Source organism: Actinomycetospora sp. NBC_00405, from assembly GCF_036044095.1.
In the GTDB taxonomy this organism is placed as follows: Bacteria; Actinomycetota; Actinomycetes; order Mycobacteriales; family Pseudonocardiaceae; genus Actinomycetospora; species Actinomycetospora callitridis.
Genome location: NZ_CP107938.1, coordinates 5,663,854 through 5,682,816, shown reverse-complemented (window position 1 = coordinate 5,682,816; position 18,963 = coordinate 5,663,854). Strand labels below are relative to the sequence as shown.

Sequence of the window (18,963 nt, the reverse complement as noted above, 5' to 3'; positions counted from 1 at the left end):
AGGGTGAGGCATGGAGGGTGTGGCGACGCGGCCGGAGCCGGTCATGCGGTACCGCTGGGCGAGCACCGATCCGGACGCCGCGACCGAGTACCTCCGCGAGACCTACACCGACATGCGGCCCGGGCGGATCGATCCGCACGGGTTCTCGTTCTGGACCGAGGTCGCCGCCGCCGGTCCGGTCGTGATGGGGACGGTGCGCCACTCGGGTCCGGTCCACGCGTGGTGCGAACCCCCGGAGGCCCTGGTCGTGGTGCAGACCCTCGCCGGCGGTCCGCACCACGTCCGCGACGTGCGCGGCGAGGTCAGCGGGTCGCTCAAGCTCACCCCGACCTGGGGGCCGTACGAGACGGGCTGGGACGACGTCACCGTGCTCGCGACGGCGCTCGACCCCGTCGAGGTCGCCCGCGTCGGTGCCGGCCTCTCCGGGCTCGAACCCGGCGCGATCACCTTCACCTCGTCGACCCCGGTGTCGTCCTCGCTCGCCGGCTACTGGTCCCGGTTGAGCCACCACCTCCAGGACGAGGTCATCGCCTCCGACGCGCTCATGGCCGAACCGCTGGTGCGCGCCAACCTCGTGCAGCAGCTCGCCTCGGCCCTGCTGGCGGCCTTCCCGAACACCGCCCTCTCCGCGCTCACCGACCCGCTCGCGCACGGCGACGGGAACGGCGAGCCGGCCACGGTGCGCCGCGCGGTCGACTACATGGACGCCCACGCCCACCGGGACATCGGGCTCACCGAGATCGCCGAGGCCGCGCGGATCGGGGCGCGCTCGCTCCAGCTCGCCTTCCGCCGCCACCGGGACATGACGCCGCTCGAGTACCTGCGCCGCGTCAGGCTCGAGCACGCGCACCGCGACCTGCGCGACGGCGACCCCACGCGCGGCGACCGCGTCGAGGCGATTGCCGCGCGCTGGGGCTTCGCGCACCCCGGGCGGTTCTCGGTGGTCTACCGCGAGCACTACGGGCATTCGCCCAGCGCGACGCTGCGCCGGTAGCCGACGCTGTGCCGGTAGCCGACGCTGTGCCGCGGCGCGCTCACGTGGGGTCAGGCCTTCTCGACCGCGAAGATCTGGAGGTCGGACGGGGCGCCCTTGAGGTGGGTGTTCCAGCGCTTGCGGCGCACGCGCAGGCGGGACTCGTCGAGGCGGGCGAGCAGGTCGCCGCTGATCAGGATCTCGTCGGGCCCGGCCCGGTCGCCCAGGCGCGCCGCGGTGTTCACGGCGACGCCGAGGAAGTCGCCGCCGACGCGGCGCGGGCGTCCGATGTGCAGGCCCGCCCGCATCCTCGGCGTCCAGTCCGGGACGGTGAGCGCCGCGAGCCGCGTGCGGGCCTCGACCACGGCCTCGAGGGCGCTGGTCGGCTCGGCGAACGCGGCCATCATCCCGTCACCGAGGCGCTTGACGACGGTGCCCGCGCGGTCGGTGACCGGCTTCTCCCAGGCCTCGCTGACCTCGCGCAGCACGCGCTGGACCTCGTCGTCGCCGGCGCGCAGTGCCCAGCGGGAGAACTCGACGAGGTCGGTGAACACGAGCGTGACCTCGCGCTCGCCCACACCGCCGCCGAACCGCTCGAGCACCGACTGCCAGAGCTGCAGCCCGCCCAGGCTCACCTCGCGCGTGACGCCCGGCCGGTCCCCGGTCAGCCCGACCACGGCGCGCCCGGCGAACTCCGCGTGCCGCGCCCCGCCGAGGGACAGCGGATCGCCGAAGTGCGCGTCGCCGGGCAGCGCCCGACGCATCCGCGCAACGGCGGTGCGCAGGCCCTCCGACCGGTCCAGGTCGCGCGCCCGGCGTCCGGCCTGCGCCGCCGACGCGCGGAACCGCGCCCACCGACCGTCCTGCCCGTCGGTGCTCTCCTCCTCGGCCATGCCGGTGATCCTCGTCCGGGCGCCGGGAGTCGGCACGGGCGGGACGGTCCTCAGATGTCGGCGCGACGCTCGGCGAGCGTGGCGGCGACGTCGCGCAGCTTCACGTTGAGGTCCTGCGACGCCCGGCGCAGCACGTCGAACGCCTGGTCGGCGGGCAGACCCCGGCGCTCCATGAGGATGCCCTTCGCCTGGCCGATGACGTCGCGGGAGTCCAGGGCGGTCCGGAACTGCGTCTGGCGCAGCTCGGCGGCCTCGGTGGCCGTGACGTACGCGAGCGACGTCGAGACGTGGGCGGCGAGGAGCACCGCGGCCTCGCGGTCGGCCTGGCCGAAGCCGCCGGCGTCGCGACGGTAGAAGTTGAGCGCGCCGCGCAGCGGGCGCGGACCGCCGACCGGGAAGAGGCCCACCGAGAACACGCTGCCCACCCCGAGATCGGCGGCGGCCGGGCCGAAGCGCGGGAAGGTGGTGTCGTGCGCGAGGTCGTCGCTGCGGGCGACACCGAGCCCGCCGGCCTCCAGGGCCCGCACGCAGGGGCCCTCCTGCTGGTCGTACTGCACCTTGTCGAGCTGGACCGCCAGCTCGTCGGAGTACGCGGGCGTGGAGTAGCCGCCGTCGTCCTCGCGGCGCAGGGTCACGCTGGCGACGTCGGCGGCGGTGACCACGCGGGGTCCGAGGGCGACGACCCGCTCGAGCAGCTCGTTGACACCGCCGGTGAGCGGCGTGCCGAGCAGCGCCGCGGAGAGCTCGCCGACCGCTCCCGCGAGCATGCCGATCCGTGGTCCCCCGGCCGGCGCGGTCCCGTTGCTGGGGTACGCGTCGTTGCCCTTGAGACGCTCGGTCGCGTCCTCGGCCACGAAGGCCGAGCGCTCGGCGTCCCAGTCGACCTCGCTGCCCTGCCTCGTCACCCCACCCACTCCTCTCGCGTCGTTCCCGACCGTGTGCAAGCTCCGTGCTGCGTACCCGGTGGTCGGGAGGGGTACGCGTCAGGCCTCGTCCGGGCCGCCCGCCAGCGCCCGGGCCACCTCGGCGCCGAGCGCCACGTTGCCCCGGTAGACCGCGACGTTGACCTCCAGACTGCGGTCCTCGGTCGAGCGTCGCATGTGGTCGAGCAGGAACGGCGTCGTGTCGTGGCCCACGACACCCCGCGCGGCGGCCTCGGCGAGGGCCCGGTCGAGCACCGCGCGGTGCTCGTCGGGATCCAGCTGGGCCGACGCGGCGACGGGGTTCGCGAGCACCACCGCCGAGCGCAGGTCCAGCGCGTCGCGGGCCCGGACGACGGTCGCGACCTGCTGCGGGCTCTCGACCCGGGCGGGCACCGGCGACCCGGAGTCGCGCACGTAGAAGCCGGGGAACGCGTCGGTGCGGTACCCGAGCACCGTGACGTTGAGGGTCTCGAGGCGCTCCAGGGTGGCGGGGACGTCGAGGATCGACTTCACGCCCGCGGAGACCACGAGGATCGGGACGCCGGCGAGCGCGACCAGGTCGGCCGACTCGTCGAAGGTCGTCGACGCCCCGCGGTGCACGCCGCCGAGCCCGCCCGTCGCGAAGACGCCGATCCCGGCCCGGTGGGCGAGCAGCGCGGTCGCGGCCACCGTGGTGCCGCCGTCGGCGCCCCGCGCGGCCGCCACCGGGAGGTCGCGCACGCTGATCTTCGCGACGTCCGGCGTCTCGGCGAGGCGCGCGAGCTCGGCCCGCGACAGGCCCACGACGGGACGCCCGCCCGCGACCCCGACCGTCGCCGGCACCACGCCGGAGTCGCGGAGCAGCTCCTCGGCCTCGAGCGCCGTCGCGAGGTTGCGCGGGCGCGGGAGCCCGTGGGTGATGATCGTGGATTCGAGGGCGACGACCGGCCGACCTGCGGCGATCGCGTCCCGGACCTCGTCGGCCACGAGCACGGTGGCGGGTGGTGTCACCTCGCGAGTGTCGCCTGCCGTCCTCCGGTGAACGGCTGCTCACCCGATCAGCCGATGACTCCGGGCCTCGTTCCGCGCGACGGTACGGAGCGTGACCAACACGGCCGCCGACCGGGCAGGCTCGACCCCCGCGCCGCACCCCTCGGTGGAGCAGGTGGTGGCCGCCCTCGCCGCCGCCGGAGACCGCGTCGTCCTGCGCCACCCCGACGGCGAGACCACCGGCGCCGAGCTCCTCGCCGCGATCCACCGCTACGCGCGGGCCCTCGCCGGCCTGGGCATCGGCACCGGCGACCTCGTCGCGCAGTACGGGCCGAACCGGCCCGACGCGCTGGCGGTTCGCTACGCGACGCACCTCATCGACGCGGCCGCGGTGTACGTCTCGGCCCCATCCGGGGCGGAGCGCCGCGCGCAGCAGCTCGCGCAGATCGACCCGCGCCTCGTCGTCGTCTTCCCGCAGACCGCCCACCTGCTGCCGGAGACAGCCGCCCCCGTGGTCGCGGTCGGCCCCGTGGCGGGCGTCCCGCAGCGCCTCGACGAGCTCGCCGCCGCGCAGTCGTCCGCACCGCTCGCGTCACGGGCGCACCTGGCGGACCTCGGCACGGTCCTGTCCTCCGGCGGCACGACGGGGATCCCGAAGAGCAGCGTGCGGGACGTCGCCGCGTGGGCCGCGGCGGTTGCCACCCCGCACCGCCCCGAGCGACGCCAGCTCGCCTCGGGCCCCGAGGCCTACCTCACCCAGATCCTCGTCGCCCAGACCCTGATCGGCGGCGGCACGGTGGTGCTGCGCGACGACTCCGACCCCGCCGCCCTGCTGGCGTCGATCGAGGCCGACCGGATCACCGACCTGTTCCTCGTCGAGCCCCAGCTGGTCGCGCTGATGGACCACCCCGACGTGGCCCGCCGCGACCTGTCCTCGCTGCGGACGCTGACGCACATCGGCGCCTCCGCCCCGCCCACGCTGCGCCGGCGTGCCGTCGAGCGCCTCGGACCCGTGCTCCAGCACACCTACGGCGCCAGCGAGATCGGCATCGTCAGCGCCCTGCGGCCCGCCGACTACGACCCGTCCGATCCCGGGCGCGCCACCTGCGCCGGGACGGTCCTGCCCGGCGTCGAGGTCCGGTTCCGGCGCGAGGACGGCGCGCTCGACCCCGCGTACGGGTCGATCGAGGTCCGCTCCCCCGCCATGGCGCACGGGTACCGGAACCGGCCGGTCGAGCAGGCGGAGCACTTCGTCGACGGCTGGTACCGCACCGGCGACCTCGGGCGCCTCGGTGACGACGGCCGCCTGCACGTCCTCGGGCGCGCCGCCGACTGCACGGTCGTCGACGGCCGGCTGGTGACGCCGACGGGGATCGAGGACACGCTCATGTGCCGGCCCGACGTGCGCTACGCGGTGGTCGTGGCCGACCCGGGACGCGGCCGCCGGATCGCGGCGGTGCTCTCCTGGGGTGCGGGCCTCGACGTCCCCGCCGGCCGGGACGCCGTCGCCGCCGAGCACGGCCGGGCGGTCGCCGACACGCTGGTCGTCGTCGAGCCGGACGACCTCCCGCTCACCGAGCAGGGCAAACCCGACCGCGCCGCGATCATGGCCCTCGCCCCGCCGTGATGGGAGCCTGCCGCCCGTGAGCGGATACACCGTCGCCGACCACCTCGTCGACCGGCTGGCGGAGCTGGGCGTCGACCGCATCTTCGGCGTTCCCGGCGACTACAGCCTCGCGATGCTCGACCACGTGACCCACCACCCCACGGTCCGCTGGACGGGGTGCACCAACGAGCTCAACGCCGGCTACGCCGCCGACGGGTACGGGCGCCTGCGCGGGATCGCCGCGCTGTGCACGACGTTCGGGGTGGGCGAGCTCAGCGCCATCAACGCGATCGCGGGCAGCTACGCCGAGCACGTGCCGGTGGTGCACATCGTCGGCGCGCCCGCGCTGGCCTCGCAGGCCCTCCGGCGCCCGGTGCACCACACGCTCGGCGACGGGGTGTTCGGGCACTTCACGGCGATGCACGCCGACATCACGGTCGCGCGGGCGTCGCTCACCGAGGACGACGCGGTGGCCGAGATCGACCGGGTGCTGCGCGAGGTCCGCGACCGGCGTCTGCCCGGCTACCTCGTCGTCCCCGCCGACGTGGCCGCCGCGCCGGCCGAGAAGGCCGCAGCCGCACTGCCCGCGCCCGTCGACACCACCGACCCCGAGGCGCTCGAGGGCTTCGTCGAGGCCGCCCGCCGGTTGCTGGAGTCGGCCTCGTCGCCCGACGACGTCGCGGTGCTCGCCGGGCTGCAGGTGCACCGGCTCGGGGCGGCCGAGACGCTCGCCCGGCTGCTCGCCGCCGGTCCCCTGCCGCACGCGACGACGCCGTGGGCGAAGAGCCTCGTCGACGAGAGCGGACCCCGGTTCGCGGGCACCTACACCGGCGCCGCCAGCCCGCCCGCCACGCGCACGGCCGTCGAGGACGCGGCGGTGCTCGTGGTCGCCGGGGTGCAGTTCACCGACCTCAACAGCGGGATGTTCACCCAGCACATCACCCGCAGCCGCACCGTCGACGTCGGACCGCGCTCGGTGTCGGTCGGGGCCGCGACCTTCGCACCGGTCGAGCTGCCGACCGCCCTCGCGGCGCTCGAGCCGCCTGTGGCGGGAGGTGAGCGCGTTCCTGCGCAGCGGCGACATCGTGCTCGCCGACCAGGGCACGAGCTTCTACGGCATGGCGCCCCACCGCCTGCCCGCCGGCGTGACCTTCGTCGGCCAGCCGCTGTGGGCGTCGATCGGCTACACGATCCCCGCACTGCTCGGCACCTGTACCGCGAGGCCCGGACACCGCGGTGTGCTGCTCGTCGGCGACGGCGCCGCGCAGATGACCGCCACCGAGCTCGCGACCGTGCTGCGCGAGCGGATCCCGGCGGTGATCGTCGTCGTGGACAACGACGGCTACACCGTCGAGCGCGCCATCCACGGGCCCGACGAGTCGTACAACGACATCACGGCCTGGGACTGGCCGGCGCTCGCCCGGGCCCTCGGCGGGGGCGACCAGCTCGACGCCTCGCGCGTCAGGACCGTCGGCGACCTGCGCGCGGCCCTCGCCGGGGCGAGCGCGCACCCCGAGCGGGTCACGCTCGTGCAGGCCGTCGTGCCCCGCGACGACGTCCCGGACCTGCTGGCCGCGCTCACCCGCGTGCTGGGGAACCGGCCGGCGCCGGCGCACTGACCTGCTCGCGAGCCCGCGCCCGGCGCAGCTCCCGGCCGCCGCGGGCGTACCACCCGGCCATCAGGGCGACGGCGAGCGCGATCTCCACGGCGCTGCCGCCGTAGTACATGACCTGCGCGCCGAGCCGGAGCTCGTCGGGGCTGCCGGCGCCGGCGGGCAGGAGCCGCGCGTACATCAGCTTGGCCAGCACGTCGTGCCCGGCCGCCACGACCAGCAGGAGCACCAGCGAGCCGACGATCCCCGGGCGGTGCGGGAGCGGGTCGCGGCCGACGAGGACCACGCTGAGCAGGAGGCCCGCGAGCACCATGTGCAGGTGCACGAGGGCCATCAGCGCCGGGTGCGCGTGGGCCAGGGCGAACAGGTCGGTGAGGTAGAAGGCGTACATCCCGCCGAGCTCGAGGACGACGACGACGGGCGCCCACGTCAGCACCCGGGCGGGGCGGCTGTGCAGCACGGCGAGCAGCAGGCGGCGCCCGGTGGTGGGCAGTACGCGCAGGGCGAGCGTGACGGGCGCGGCCAGCGCCAGGAGCAGCGGCGCGACCATGGCCAGCAGGAGGTGGCCGACGACGTGCGCCACGAAATCGGGGCGGTCGCCCAGGGGTGGCAGCAGCGCGGCGGCCAGCGCCACGACGGCGCCGCCGGCGGCGGCCGACCGTGCGGGCGACCAGCGGTCGCCCCGCGACCGCAGCCGCAGGGCGCCGGCGGCGTAGAGCGCGGCGACGGCCAGGACCGGCAGGGCGGACACCCAGGCCCCGGGCCCGACCGGCGCGTGGTGGACCCCGTGCTCCACGGCGATCAGGCCCTGTCCCCGGCGATCGGACGCGCGGGGCCCAGGAGCAGCACGATCCCGATCACGGCGCCCACCGCGCCGGAGATGTTCCAGGCCAGGTCGTAGGGCAGCAGGTCGACCTCGTAGCGGATCTGGTGCAGCCCCAGCACCTTGTGCTGGAACAGGCCGTCGTAGACCTGGAACACGCCCCAGCCGAGGAAGCCCCCCGCCCAGACGCGCTTCGGCACCGTGGCGCGGCGGCGGTGGAGATCGGCGAAGAGGAACAGGCCGACGACGATCGCGAGCCAGCCGCCGGCGTGGAACAGGCCGTCGGAGACCAGCCCGGCCTCGAGCCCCGCGCCGTCGTAGAAGTGGTGCCAGTGCAGCAGCTGGTGGAAGACGGTCTCGTCGAGGAACGCCGCCACGCCCACCCCGATGAGCACCCCGGCGAGGACGGACCGACCCGTCGCCGCGCGCGTCGCTGTCGTGTCCATGCGGCGTGGTGCCCGGGGACGGCGCCGGCCGAACCCCTCAGGCCGGAGGGAGCGTGCGGTAGCCGGGGTGCACGCCCGGCGTGAGGCCACGGTCGGCGGCGAGCTTCGCGAGCAGCTCGTGCAGCCGCCTGCGCTCGTCCGGGTCGAGCGAGGCGAGGACGGCGCCTGCGCGCAGTGCGTCCCGAGTTGGGTGAGCAGGAAGGCGGAGCCCGCCGCCGGCTCGTCGCGACGATGTGCGCGGCCGTCGGCCTCGGCCTGGCGATCCTGCTCGTCCACGCCGGCCGGATGCTGCCGCTGGACGCCCTGGGACCGGCGGCGCTCGCGGTCCTCGCCGCGTGCGCCCTCGCCTGCTCGGCCGCGGCCGGCCTCGCCGTCGCCGCCGCCGCGCGCGCGAGTGCGTGGCGTTACGGACACTCAATGTCTGCGACGGCACTCCGCTGACACTCCCTCAGGCCTGAACCATGCGCTCGCCGACCGAGGCGTGATCACCCGAGGTGCGCGAGCACAGCCCGGTGATCGCTGCCGGGCAGGTCGAGCACGCGCGAGGACCGCACGGCGAGGCCGCCGCCGGCGAGGACGTGGTCGATGCGGAACCCGAGCCACCGCGGCCAGCGCCTCGGCCAGGTCGGCGGGCCCGGGACTCCGCCGTCGCCGAGCGCGGCGAGGGCGCGGTGCTCGACGGTGGTGTTGAGGTCGCCGGCGACGACGGTGGGGCCCGGGGCGGCCGCGCGCCACGCGGCGACGAGGTCGAGCTCGTCGGCCCACCGCTCGACGAGGCCGGGCACCGGGGCGACGGTGTGCGTGGCGAGGACCCGGGCATCGCCCAGCTCCCCGCCGGTGACCTCCAGCCAGCCGTACAGCCCGCCGGAGACCAGGCGCGCGACGCGGACGTCGCCGAGCGAGGGCGCCGTGAGCACCGTGGTCCACGGGCCGTCGCCGTGCTCCGGGACGTGGCGGTGCGGCCGGGGCGGCGGGGCGCAGTGCGCGGCGTAGCCGAGGTCGGGCTTGAGGCGGTCCTCGAGCCGGGCCCGGAACCGCTCGCCGGACTCGGGCAGGACGACGAGGGCGGGGCGCTCGGCCTCCACGATGGCGGCGAGCGCCTCGGGGTCCGCCCGGCCCTGCCAGACGTTGGCGACGAGGACGGTGAGCGTGACCGGGCCCGCCGACGTCGCCGCCGGTCGCCGGCCCGCGGCCAGCACGAGCCCGGCGACGCCCGCCGCGCCGAGCGACGCGGGCCGCGCCCGGGACGAGCTCGCCGCGAGCACCCCCGCGAGCACGCCGAGACCGCTCGCGAACGCGGGGCGCGCGGCGAGCAGGACCGGCCAGGGCGCCCGGCGCTCGAGCCCGAACACCTCGGGCACCAGGAGGGCCGTCGCCGCCGCGGCTCCTGTCACGAGTCCCGCGGGCCAGCGCGTCACACGATCCTCCTCGCCTCGGCAGCCGTCGCCGATGATCGTGGCGGGTCGGGGATCGGTTCGCCGTGATCGCGCCGGTCAGGCAGCCGGGCGGCGCGGCGCGAACGCCCCGTGGACGGCCGCGGCGAGGGCCGTGCGGCGTCGCTCGTGCTCCACCGGGTCGTCGTCCGTCGACGCCGCGACCGTCACGCTGGCCGGTGACCAGGCCATCGACAGGGCGATGACCATCGAGTACACGTCGGCGGGCGTGGGCTCGGGGTCGATCAGGCCCGCCTGCTGCGCGTCGGCGATCCGGGCGAGCTTCACCGCGACGTCGTCCGCGGCGACCGCGAGCAGGTCGCCGGTCGGGACGCGCTCGAGGCGCGCCCACGTCGCGAGCAGCACGACCTCGGGCCGGTCGAGGTAGGCGTCGTAGAGGCGCACCGCGTAGCCGGGGAGGTCGGTGGCGTCGAGGGGCACGAGGCCGACGATCAACGACAGGTGCTCGACGAACACCGCGTCGAACAGGCCGTCCTTCGACGAGAACCAGGCGTAGATCTGTGCCTTGTTGGCCTGCGCGGACGCGGCGATCCGGTCGACGCGGGCGCCGGCGATCCCGTACCGCGCGAACTCGGCGGTCGCCGCGTCCAGCAGCCGTCGCCGCGTCGCCTGTCCGTCGCCCACGACCGAGAGAATAACCAGTTGGTTTGCTTCTCGGCCACGCCCGTCCTACCGTGGCCGTCGAGTAACCAACCGGTTTGTTTTGCGGAGGCACCATGCACGAGGTCACGGGATGGGCGGCGCACACGCCGGGGGCGGCGCCGGCGCCGTGGACGTTCCAGCGCCGCGACCCGGGCGAGCGCGACGTCGTGGTGCGCGTGACGTACTGCGGGCTCTGCGCGACCGACCTGCACGCGATGCGCCACGGTGACCCCGCGGGCTTCCCGCTGGTCGCGGGACACGAGATGGTCGGTGAGGTGACCGCCGTCGGGGCGGGCGTCACGGGGTTCGCCGCCGGTGACGCGGTGGCCGTCGGCAACATCATCGGGTCCTGCGGGGTCTGCCGCGAGTGCCGCGCCGGGCGGGAGAACGACTGCCGGGAGTTCCCGACGCTCACCTACGGCGGCGTCGACCGGGTCTCCGGCGGGATCACCCAGGGCGGGTTCTCGCGGGAGATCGTCGTGGACGAGCACTTCGTCCACGCCTCCCCCGCCGGCCTCGACCCGGCCGGCGTCGCCCCGCTGCTGTGCGCGGGGGTCACCACGTGGTCGCCGCTGCGCCGGTTCGGCGCCGGGCCGGGGACGACCGTCGGCGTGGTCGGGGTCGGCGGCCTGGGACACCTCGCGATCCGCTTCGCCCACGCCCTGGGCGCGGAGACCGTCGCCTTCACCTCCTCGGCCACGAAGGCCGACGCCGCCCGGGGTCTCGGCGCCGACGACGTCGTCCTGTCCTCGGACAGCAAGGAGATGGACGCGCAGCACCGGCGCTGCGACATCGTCCTCGACACCACCGGCGCGAGCCTCGACCTCGCGCCCTACCTCGCCGCGCTCGCCGTGGACGGCACCTTCGTCCTCGCCGGCATCCCGACGCGCCCGCTGACCATCGACCCGATGAGCCTCGTGGTGGGCGAGAAGCGGATCGCCGGCACGGGGAGCGCCGGCGTACCCGACACGCGGGAGATGCTCGCGTTCTGCGGCGAGCACGGCATCACCGCCGACGTGGAGGTCGTGCCGGCCGAGCGGCTCGGCGAGGCGATGGACCGCCTCGCGCGCGGCGACGTCCGCTTCCGCTTCTCGGTGGACCTGGGCTGAAGCGCCCGCCCGTCCGATGCGTCCACGACGTGACCCGGGGACGGGTCCAGGATCGTCGCCATGACGACGCAGACCCGTCTCGTGACGACGACGATCGCGCGGCCCTGGCGCGAGGTGTACGCGTACGCGTCGGACCCCCGCCACCTCGTCGACTGGGCCGGTGGGCTGGCGAAGGCGCAAGTGGAGCCCGTCCCCGACCGGCCCGGCACGTGGGTCGCCGACTCGCCGATGGGGCGCGTCGAGGTGGAGTTCGTGCCGGAGAACGAGTTCGGCGTGCTCGACCACGTCGTGCGCCTGCCCGACGGGCTCGAGATGCCGAACCCGCTGCGGGTGGTCCCCCTCGGCGAGGGCGCCGAGGTGGTCTTCCACGTACGCCGGCGGACCGGGATGAGCGACGAGGAGTTCGCGGCGGACGCCGAGCACGTCGCCCGCGACCTCGAGACGCTGCGGCGGATCCTCGAGAGGAGCCAAAGTACGGCGGGCGACTGAGTCCTCGCGTCGCGGACCCACGGACGTCACTTTCTCCGACTACGGTCCCGTCACATGACCGACCGCGAGGTGGAGTCCGTCGCGTACCCCGGCCCCGGGTCGCGTCCCTTCCGCCGCGACCTCGACCCGATCGTCCCGCACGTCATCGTGCTGTTCGGCTGCACCGGTGACCTCGCCAAGCGCAAGCTCCTGCCGGGCCTGGCCTACCTCGCCGAGTCCGAGCTCGCCCCCGCGATCCGGATCGTCGGCACGGCGATGGAGGACATCGACACCGAGGCCTTCCGGGCGCTCGCGAAGGACGCGGTCCAGAACTACGGCATGCACCGGCTCAAGGACGAGGACTGGGAGGACTTCGCCGCGCGGCTGAGCTACGTCCCCCAGGGCGCGGGCCCCGAGGGTCTGACCTCGGCGGTCAAGGAGGCCCGGACGCAGCTCGGCGACGACGCGCGGCTGCTGCACTACCTCTCGGTGCCCCCGCGGGCCGCCCAGGCCGTCGTGGAGATGCTGCGCGACGCCGACCTCACCTCCGGCGCCCGCGTGATCATGGAGAAGCCGTTCGGGCACGACTTCGAGAGCGCGGTGAAGCTCAACGACTTCGTCCACCGCGTCTTCGACGAGTCGCAGGTCTTCCGCATCGACCACTTCCTGGGCAAGGAGGCGGCGCAGAACATCCTCGCGTTCCGCTTCGCCAACGGCCTGTTCGAGCCGATCTGGAACCGCAACTTCATCGACCACATCCAGATCGACATCCCCGAGGAGCTCGGGCTCGACACGCGGGCGAACTTCTACGAGGCCACAGGCGCCTACAAGGACATGGTCGTCACCCACCTCATGCAGGTGATGGCGTTCGTGGCGATGGAGCCGCCGACGGCCCTCGAGCCCCGGTCGATCAGCGAGGAGAAGAACAAGGTCTTCCGCTCGATGCTGCCGATCCACCCCTACGACGTCGTGCGCGGACAGTTCGGCGGCTACCGCGACCACCCCGACGTCGCGAGCGACTCCGACACCGAGACGTTCATCGCGCTGAAGGTCGGGCTCGACAACTGGCGCTGGGCGGGCACGCCCTTCTACCTGCGCACCGGCAAGCGCCTGGCCGAGGGCCAGCGGATCATCTCCATCGCGTTCAAGGAGGCCCCGCGCACGATGTTCCCGCCGGGCTCCGGCGTCGGCACCCAGGGCCCGGACCACCTGACCTTCGACCTCGCGGACTCCTCCCGGGTCTCGCTGTCGTTCTACGGCAAGCGACCCGGCCCGGGGATGCGGCTGCAGAAGCTCTCCATGCAGTTCTCCACCCAGGAGACGGGCGAGGCGTCCGACGTCCTCGAGGCCTACGAGCGCCTGATCCTCGACGCGATGCGCGGGGACCACACGCTGTTCACGACCTCCGAGGGCATCGAGTCGCTGTGGGAGCGCTCCATCCCGCTGCTCGCCGATCCCCCGCCGGTGAAGCCCTACCCCGTCGGCTCGTGGGGCCCGAACGCGATCCACCAGCTGATCGCGCCCAACGCCTGGCGCCTGCCGTTCGAGCGCGCCTGGCGGGAGAAGAAGTAGGAGCTCTCCAGATCGATCTCTCGAGAGTGTCGGGAGCGTTCGGACGCTGGCGGCACTCTCGAGAGATCGAAATGGAGAGGCCCCCTCAGGCCGGGGGCGTCGGCGAGCCTTGAGAGCAAGGGTGACGACGGCCGCGATGGCCGAGGCGGTCGATGACCTCCCCGCCGCCCCCATGAGAGAGAACGACAACGCTTCGGAAACCGAAGCATCTGCCGAGATACACCGACGCCTGGCCGGCGCGGCTCGGCTATCCGGCACCCGGTGCCGTGAGGGCCTCGTCGAGTTCGTCGGACGGGAACGGTGCGTCCCCTAGTCCGGGAGCATCGGCATCTCGAGCCCCTGCTCGCGGCCGAGGAGCGTCGCCCGCGTGACCGCGGAGAGGCCGTAGCGCTCGCGGACGTCGTCGACGGCGACGTCGAGCGCGAGGGGCGCGGCGTCCCCGGCGAACGGCAGCTCGAGCTGGTGGCTGCCGGTGTCGTCGAGGTTGCCGACGGCCACGCCGAGCATCGACAGCCCGCGCTCGAACATCATCGGGGCCGCGGTCTCGGCGAGCAGGCGGACCGCGCCGAGGATCGCGTCGGTCTCGGCCGTCGGCGTGGCGAGGGTGTGCGATCGGGTGGCGCGGCTGAAGTCGCCGAAGCGCAACCGGAGCGTCACCGTGCGACCCGTGCGCCCGGCGCGGCGCATCCGGCGGGTGACCCGGTCGACCAGGCCCATGAGCACCGCGTCGGTGCGCGCGGGCGAGACGGGCTCGCGACCGAGCGCCCGCTGCGCGCCGACCGAGCGTCGGCGGCGCCCGACCTGCACGCGGCGCGGGTCGCGCCCGTGGGCCAGGGCGTCGAGGTGCCGCCCGGCGGCCTTCCCGAGCAGCGACTCGAGACCCGGGCCGCCCATGGCCGCGAGGTCGCCGACGGTGGTGATGCCCTGGCCGCGCAGCGTGCGGCTGGTGACCTCGCCGACGCCCCACAGCACCTCGACGGCCAGCGGGTGCAGGAACTCGAGCTCGCCGCCGACCGGGACGACGAGCAGCCCGTCGGGCTTGGCGACGCGGCTGGCGACCTTGGCCAGGAACTTCGTGCTCGCCACCCCGACGGTGATCGGCAGCCCGACGTCGTCGGCCACCTCCCGCCGCAGGCGCGCCGCGATCTCCGGCGGTGGCCCGGCGATGCGCCGCAGCCCGCTGACGTCGAGGAACGCCTCGTCGATGGAGATGCCCTCCACCAGCGGCGTCACGGAGTGGAACACCGAGAAGACCGCCCTGCTCGCGCCGGTGTAGGCCTCCATGCGCGGCGGGACCACGACCACGTCCGGGCACAGCGCCCGCGCCATCCGCCCGCCCATGGCCGTGCGCACCCCGCGGGCCTTGGCCTCGTAGCTGCAGGCGAGGACGACGCCACCGCCGACGATCACCGGGCGTCCGCGCAGCGCGGGGTCGTCGCGCTGCTCCACCGAGGCGTAGAAGGCGTCGAGATCCGCGTGCAGGATCGTCGGCTCGCCGGACACGAACACACGTTCGCATGCCGCACCGACGGACGCGATCCTTCCGAAGCACTTGACGGAAACCTGTAGATGGAGCTATAACTATCTGCGTCAGGAACAACAGGTTTGCAGTGCGGCAACGGAAGGAGCTGACCGATCGTGCTGCTGAACTACGACCCCTTCGACCCGTTCCGTGCGCTCGAGCGCCTCGCCGGCTCGTCCCGGCAGCAGGCCGTCAGCGGTATGCCGATGGACGTCCACCGCGCCGGTGACCACTTCGTCGCCTCGTTCGACCTCCCCGGCGTCGACCCCGGCTCGATCGACGTGTCGGTCGAGGGCAACGCGCTGACCGTCACGGCGGCCCGGACCGCCCCGAGCGGCAACGGCGACTACCTCGTGGCCGAGCGGCCGCGTGGGCGCTACAGCCGCCAGCTCCTGCTCGGGCGCGACCTGGACACCGATCGCCTGCACGCGTCCTACACCGACGGCGTGCTGACGCTGACGATCCCGGTCACCGAGAAGGCCAAGCCGCGCCGCATCGAGATCGAGCACTCGGGCGCCACGACCAGCATCGAGGGCAGCATCGAGAGCCAGGCCCACGAGCAGCACGACACGGAGGAGGCGCCCACCTCCTGATCACCATCCGGACCGTCCCCCCAGCCGCGAGCACCCGCCGAGCCCCCCGGCGGGTGTTCGCGCACGTCCGCGCCCCGGCGGTCGGCGCACCGAGAGGAGGGCCACCATGGGCGTCGAACGCCTCGACGACCACGACTTCCCCGCCCTGACGATCGGTCAGGCCGCCGACCTCATCGGGGTCGCACCGGCGTTCCTGCGCAGCCTCGACGCCGCCGACCTGCTCCACCCCCACCGGTCGGACGGCGGGCAGCGGCGGTACTCACGGCGCCAGGTCGACTTCGCCGCACGCGTGCGCGAGCTCGCCGACGACGGCCACACCATCGCCGGCGCGGCGTCGATCCTCACCCTGCAGGGCGACCTCGCCGACGCCCGGCGCGACCTGCAGGACGCCCGGGCGGAACGCGACGAGGCCCGCGCCGAGCGCGACGAGGCCCGTGCGGACCTCGACCGGCTGCGCGACGCCCGGGCCTGATCAGTCCCGCAGCCGCAGGATGACCCGCTCGCCGGGCGCCCGACCCAGGAGCTGCGCCACGCGCCCGACCAGCCCGAGCACCGACACCAGACGCCACCGGACGCCGTACTTCGCCGCGAGCGCCCGGCGCGGACCCGCCTGCGCATCGGGATCGTCGACGACCTCCGCCCGCCCGTCGACGCTCGGGGCGTCCGGCGCGACGGCGCCCCGCCGGTCGCACGGCCGCAGGACGACGTGGGGGTCGCGGCGCACCCGCTTGACCTTCCCGCTGGCCCCGCCCGTGATGACGACGAGGACACTGGCGTCGTCGCCGTCCCGGGCCACCCACACCGGCGTCGACACGGCGTCACCGTTGCGGCGGTAGGTCGTCAGGGAGACGAAGGGCTCGTCGCCGAGGGCGGAGAGGTCCGTGGGCGCGCTCACCGATCCACTCCAGCACGGAGGACGTGGCACCGCGCGACAGGGGGAAGGAGTCCCGTGGCCAGGAGCACCACCGCACGGCCGGCCGACCTCGTCCTCGAGGGCGGCGGGGTGAAGGGCATCGGGCTCGCCGGGGCGGTCGCGGCGATGACCGACCGCGGCTGGGCGCCGCACCGCATCTCCGGCACCTCGGCGGGCGCGCTCGTCGGCGCGATGGCGGCCGCCGGCGCCCGCGGCGAGCAGCTGCGCGAGATCACGGCCCGGCTCAACTTCCGCGAGGTGGCCGACCCCAGCGGCCTCGGGCGCGTGCCGCTCGTGGGCCCGGCGCTGGCGTTCCTCGGCGGCCAGGGCCTCTACCAGGGTGAATGGCTGCACTCCTGGGTCGAGGAGGAGCTCGCCGCGCTCGGCGTCCGCACCTTCGGCGACCTGCGCATCGACGACCCGGCACTGCCGCGGTCGCAGCGCTACGGGCTGGTGGTGACGTGCTCGGACCTCACCCTCGGCCAGCTCGTGCGCCTGCCCTGGGACTACCGCTCGGTGTACGGGTTGGACCCCGACCGGCAGCCGGTGGCCGACGCGGTCCGGGCGTCGATGGCCATCCCGTTCCTGTTCAAGCCCACGACCCTGACGAACCCGCGCACGGACGTCACGTCCACGCTCGTCGACGGGGGTCTGCTCTCGAACTTCCCCATCGACTCGCTGGACCGCACCGACGGGCGCGAGCCCGCGTTCCCGACCTTCGGTGTCACGATCACCACCGCGCCCAAGCCGGGCATCGGCGACCGGGTGGCCCTGTTCCACTCGCGCTGGTTCGACATCCCCCAGCCGGCGCCGCTGCGCCTGCTCGAGCAGCTGATCACCACGATGTTGCTGGGTCGCGACCAGGCCGTGCTCAACCAGCCGTGGGTCGCCGCGCGCACCATCCACATCGACGCCGGCGCGGTGGGGCTCCTCGACTTCGGGATCACCCCCGAGCGCGCCCGCGCGCTGTACGACACGGGCTATGCGCAGGCCGCGGAGTTCCTCGAGCAGTTCGACTGGCGCTCCTACAAGCGTCGCTTCCGCCGGGACGCGCACGCCGCGGTCAGTGGCGCAGGCTGAGCAGCTGCTCGCAGAGTGGTGGCCCATGCCGGGCGTCCTGCCCGCAGGGCAGGATGACGGGCCATGAGCTTCACGCACGTCGTCACCTTCTCCTGGACCGGCGACGCGGCCGAGGACCCCGCGGTCGTCGACGGCATCGCCGACGCGCTGCGGCGGTTCATCGCCGACGCCGACCTGCCGGGGCTGCGGTCGTGGAGCTGCGGGCGCGACGCCGGGATCGCCACGGGCAACGCCGACTTCGCCGTCGTCGGGGTGTTCGACGACGTCGACGCCTTCGCCGTCTACCGCGACCACCCCGAGCACCGGCGGATCATCTCCGAACAGATCGCGCACAGGGTGGGCCAGCGCACGGCGGTCCAGTTCGCCGGGTAGGCGGCCCCCGGAGCAGGATCGGGGGATGACGGGCTTCGAGCTCGGGACCGACGGCCCCGGCACCATCCTCACCGCGGTCGACGGCTCCATCACCTCACTGCGGGCCGGCGCCTACGCCGCAGGCCTGGCCCGCCGACAGCACGCGCACCTGCTGGTGGTGACGGTGGCGGCCACGCCGGCGATGGCGGCGATGGCCCCCGGCGCGCTGGCCGTTCTCAGCGAGACCGCGCAGGATCTCGCGACGGACGTCCAGGCCCAGGCACGGAAGTACCTCGAGGACCTGTCGCTGACCGGGGAGCTCGTGCGGGTCGCGGGCGACCCGTACACCGAGATCGTGCGCCTGGCCGACGAGCGCCGGGTCGACGCCGTGGTGGTCGGTGCGTCGGCGAAGGCCGGGCACCGGATCGTCGGGTCGCTGGCGGGTCGCCTGGTGCGGGCCGGGAAGTGGCCGGTCACCGTCGTTCCCTAGCCGTTCGGCGCTGAATCACCCATCTGTACCAGCGATGCCGGCGACGCTTCACCTACAGTCATTCTGGTCGCTGCTCCAGCCCTGCCCTCGAGGTCGCCGTGACCACGCATCTCACGCCCGCCAGCCCGACCCACCTCGCCCCGTCGTACGCGACGCCGGCCTGGTTGCTGCGGGGCCTGACCAACGAGCCCGGGGTGCTGAGCCTCTACGCCGGTCGGCTGCGGCTGGTGACGGGCGAGGGCGTGGTGTTCGACGCCCCGCTCGGCGCCGTCGAGCGGCTGGCGTTCCCCTGGTACGAGGGCGCGGCCGGCCTGCGGGTCACCGTGGGCGGGCGCCGGCACCGCGTGTCGCTGCACCGCCCGCGCGGGTCCGCGCTACCGCCGGCCCGGCTGATGGGCCAGGACGTCGAGCCGGTGATCGGGGCAGGCCGCCCCGACGCCGACCGCGGCATCACCGTGCACTCGGTGCTGCAGGGACGCGGCGCCGGGCGGGTCTGGCGCACGCTGCTGCAGGCCTGATCCCG

22 protein-coding genes and 1 pseudogene are annotated in these 18,963 nt (G+C 74.7%); 14 read left to right on the top strand and 9 right to left on the bottom strand.

What is annotated here, in order from left to right; all coding sequences use genetic code 11:
* Positions 1–10: 10 nt before the first annotated feature.
* Positions 11–994: a helix-turn-helix transcriptional regulator gene (locus OG774_RS28005; protein WP_328305594.1), complete on the top strand. Its 984-nt coding sequence runs from the start codon at positions 11–13 to the stop codon at positions 992–994.
* A 50-nt stretch (positions 995–1,044) separates the two neighbouring features.
* On the opposite strand, the gene OG774_RS28000 is transcribed toward OG774_RS28005, so the two are convergent.
* The 3 genes from OG774_RS28000 to OG774_RS27990 form a co-directional block, all read right to left on the bottom strand.
* Entirely contained in the window at positions 1,045–1,902 is an 858-nt protein-coding gene (locus OG774_RS28000; RefSeq protein ID WP_328305593.1) for an adenylate/guanylate cyclase domain-containing protein, read from the bottom strand.
* Between the two features lie 14 nt (positions 1,903–1,916).
* Entirely contained in the window at positions 1,917–2,771 is an 855-nt protein-coding gene (locus OG774_RS27995) for a GAF and ANTAR domain-containing protein (RefSeq protein ID WP_328305592.1), read from the bottom strand.
* A 78-nt stretch (positions 2,772–2,849) separates the two neighbouring features.
* The gene (locus OG774_RS27990) at positions 2,850–3,779 is read right to left on the bottom strand and encodes a pseudouridine-5'-phosphate glycosidase (protein ID WP_328305591.1); all 930 of its coding nucleotides are present in this window, start codon (positions 3,777–3,779) and stop codon (positions 2,850–2,852) included.
* Between the two features lie 91 nt (positions 3,780–3,870).
* Between OG774_RS27990 and OG774_RS27985 the strand changes: the two genes are divergently transcribed.
* The 3 genes and pseudogenes from OG774_RS27985 to OG774_RS27975 all read left to right on the top strand — a co-directional run bounded on the left by OG774_RS27985 (position 3,871) and on the right by OG774_RS27975 (position 6,983).
* The gene (locus OG774_RS27985; RefSeq protein ID WP_328305590.1) at positions 3,871–5,385 is read left to right on the top strand and encodes a class I adenylate-forming enzyme family protein; all 1,515 of its coding nucleotides are present in this window, start codon (positions 3,871–3,873) and stop codon (positions 5,383–5,385) included.
* Positions 5,386–5,401: 16 nt separating this feature from the next.
* A pseudogene (locus tag OG774_RS27980) lies at positions 5,402–6,298 on the top strand (thiamine pyrophosphate-binding protein); the annotation flags it as partial.
* Positions 6,299–6,419: 121 nt separating this feature from the next.
* Entirely contained in the window at positions 6,420–6,983 is a 564-nt protein-coding gene (locus tag OG774_RS27975; RefSeq protein WP_328305589.1) for a thiamine pyrophosphate-dependent enzyme, read from the top strand.
* Here OG774_RS27975 and OG774_RS27970 read toward each other — a convergent pair.
* Together OG774_RS27970 and OG774_RS27965 are read right to left on the bottom strand one after the other, a co-directional pair.
* On the bottom strand, positions 6,943–7,773 hold the full coding sequence (locus tag OG774_RS27970; RefSeq protein WP_328305588.1) for a cytochrome c oxidase assembly protein: 831 nt from the start codon (positions 7,771–7,773) through the stop codon (positions 6,943–6,945). The genes OG774_RS27975 and OG774_RS27970 overlap by 41 nt on opposite strands.
* A 5-nt stretch (positions 7,774–7,778) precedes the next feature.
* A complete protein-coding gene (locus OG774_RS27965; RefSeq protein ID WP_328305587.1) occupies positions 7,779–8,246 on the bottom strand; it encodes a DUF2243 domain-containing protein in 468 nt (155 codons plus the stop codon).
* A 186-nt stretch (positions 8,247–8,432) separates the two neighbouring features.
* On the opposite strand from OG774_RS27965, the gene OG774_RS27960 reads away from it, so the two are divergent.
* Positions 8,433–8,687, top strand: a complete 255-nt coding sequence (locus OG774_RS27960; protein ID WP_328305586.1) for a hypothetical protein — start codon at positions 8,433–8,435, stop codon at positions 8,685–8,687.
* A gap of 44 nt (positions 8,688–8,731) precedes the next feature.
* Here OG774_RS27960 and OG774_RS27955 read toward each other — a convergent pair whose 3' ends face one another.
* Complete coding sequence (locus OG774_RS27955) at positions 8,732–9,664, bottom strand: endonuclease/exonuclease/phosphatase family protein (protein ID WP_328305585.1); 933 nt, start codon at positions 9,662–9,664, stop codon at positions 8,732–8,734.
* A gap of 75 nt (positions 9,665–9,739) precedes the next feature.
* Positions 9,740–10,324, bottom strand: coding sequence for a TetR family transcriptional regulator (locus OG774_RS27950; protein ID WP_328305584.1), 585 nt, complete (start codon positions 10,322–10,324; stop codon positions 9,740–9,742).
* 92 nt (positions 10,325–10,416) lie between these two features.
* Between OG774_RS27950 and OG774_RS27945 the strand changes: the two genes are divergently transcribed.
* Genes OG774_RS27945 through zwf form a run of 3 tightly spaced genes read left to right on the top strand, consistent with a single transcriptional unit; the run spans position 10,417 to position 13,491 of the window.
* Positions 10,417–11,451, top strand: coding sequence for an NAD(P)-dependent alcohol dehydrogenase (locus OG774_RS27945; protein WP_328305583.1), 1,035 nt, complete (start codon positions 10,417–10,419; stop codon positions 11,449–11,451).
* A 60-nt stretch (positions 11,452–11,511) separates the two neighbouring features.
* Positions 11,512–11,940 (top strand): SRPBCC family protein, encoded by a 429-nt coding sequence (locus OG774_RS27940; RefSeq protein WP_328305582.1) that lies wholly within the window; start codon positions 11,512–11,514, stop codon positions 11,938–11,940.
* Between the two features lie 54 nt (positions 11,941–11,994).
* Positions 11,995–13,491 (top strand): glucose-6-phosphate dehydrogenase, encoded by a 1,497-nt coding sequence (zwf, locus tag OG774_RS27935; RefSeq protein WP_328305581.1) that lies wholly within the window; start codon positions 11,995–11,997, stop codon positions 13,489–13,491.
* A 309-nt stretch (positions 13,492–13,800) separates the two neighbouring features.
* On the opposite strand, the gene dinB is transcribed toward zwf, so the two are convergent.
* A complete protein-coding gene (gene dinB, locus OG774_RS27930) occupies positions 13,801–15,000 on the bottom strand; it encodes a DNA polymerase IV (RefSeq protein WP_328305580.1) in 1,200 nt (399 codons plus the stop codon).
* A gap of 129 nt (positions 15,001–15,129) precedes the next feature.
* Between dinB and OG774_RS27925 the strand changes: the two genes are divergently transcribed.
* Both OG774_RS27925 and OG774_RS27920 read left to right on the top strand, forming a co-directional pair.
* A complete protein-coding gene (locus OG774_RS27925; protein WP_328305579.1) occupies positions 15,130–15,606 on the top strand; it encodes an Hsp20/alpha crystallin family protein in 477 nt (158 codons plus the stop codon).
* A 106-nt stretch (positions 15,607–15,712) separates the two neighbouring features.
* Entirely contained in the window at positions 15,713–16,078 is a 366-nt protein-coding gene (locus OG774_RS27920) for a MerR family transcriptional regulator (protein WP_328305578.1), read from the top strand.
* Here OG774_RS27920 and OG774_RS27915 read toward each other — a convergent pair whose 3' ends face one another.
* On the bottom strand, positions 16,079–16,501 hold the full coding sequence (locus OG774_RS27915) for a PPOX class F420-dependent oxidoreductase (RefSeq protein WP_328305577.1): 423 nt from the start codon (positions 16,499–16,501) through the stop codon (positions 16,079–16,081).
* Between the two features lie 54 nt (positions 16,502–16,555).
* Between OG774_RS27915 and OG774_RS27910 the strand changes: the two genes are divergently transcribed.
* The 4 genes from OG774_RS27910 (at position 16,556) to OG774_RS27895 (ending at position 18,958) form a co-directional block, all read left to right on the top strand.
* The gene (locus tag OG774_RS27910; protein ID WP_328305576.1) at positions 16,556–17,599 is read left to right on the top strand and encodes a patatin-like phospholipase family protein; all 1,044 of its coding nucleotides are present in this window, start codon (positions 16,556–16,558) and stop codon (positions 17,597–17,599) included.
* Between the two features lie 63 nt (positions 17,600–17,662).
* Positions 17,663–17,971 carry a Dabb family protein gene (locus OG774_RS27905; RefSeq protein WP_328305574.1) on the top strand — a complete coding sequence of 103 codons (309 nt, stop codon included), beginning with the start codon at positions 17,663–17,665 and terminating at the stop codon, positions 17,969–17,971.
* A 25-nt stretch (positions 17,972–17,996) separates the two neighbouring features.
* Positions 17,997–18,440, top strand: a complete 444-nt coding sequence (locus OG774_RS27900; RefSeq protein WP_328305573.1) for a universal stress protein — start codon at positions 17,997–17,999, stop codon at positions 18,438–18,440.
* Between the two features lie 98 nt (positions 18,441–18,538).
* The gene (locus OG774_RS27895; RefSeq protein WP_328305572.1) at positions 18,539–18,958 is read left to right on the top strand and encodes a hypothetical protein; all 420 of its coding nucleotides are present in this window, start codon (positions 18,539–18,541) and stop codon (positions 18,956–18,958) included.
* Positions 18,959–18,963: the final 5 nt, after the last annotated feature.

Bases quoted from the DNA above. Each gene is read 5' to 3' on its own strand.
- OG774_RS28005 (WP_328305594.1), top strand. From the start codon at position 11: ATGGAGGGTGTGGCGACGCGGCCGGAGCCGGTCATGCGGTACCGCTGG.
- OG774_RS27965 (WP_328305587.1), bottom strand. From the start codon at position 8,246: ATGGACACGACAGCGACGCGCGCGGCGACGGGTCGGTCCGTCCTCGCC.
- OG774_RS27945 (WP_328305583.1), top strand. From the start codon at position 10,417: ATGCACGAGGTCACGGGATGGGCGGCGCACACGCCGGGGGCGGCGCCG.
- OG774_RS27940 (WP_328305582.1), top strand. From the start codon at position 11,512: ATGACGACGCAGACCCGTCTCGTGACGACGACGATCGCGCGGCCCTGG.
- zwf (WP_328305581.1), top strand. From the start codon at position 11,995: ATGACCGACCGCGAGGTGGAGTCCGTCGCGTACCCCGGCCCCGGGTCG.
- OG774_RS27920 (WP_328305578.1), top strand. From the start codon at position 15,713: ATGGGCGTCGAACGCCTCGACGACCACGACTTCCCCGCCCTGACGATC.
- OG774_RS27905 (WP_328305574.1), top strand. From the start codon at position 17,663: ATGAGCTTCACGCACGTCGTCACCTTCTCCTGGACCGGCGACGCGGCC.
- OG774_RS27900 (WP_328305573.1), top strand. From the start codon at position 17,997: ATGACGGGCTTCGAGCTCGGGACCGACGGCCCCGGCACCATCCTCACC.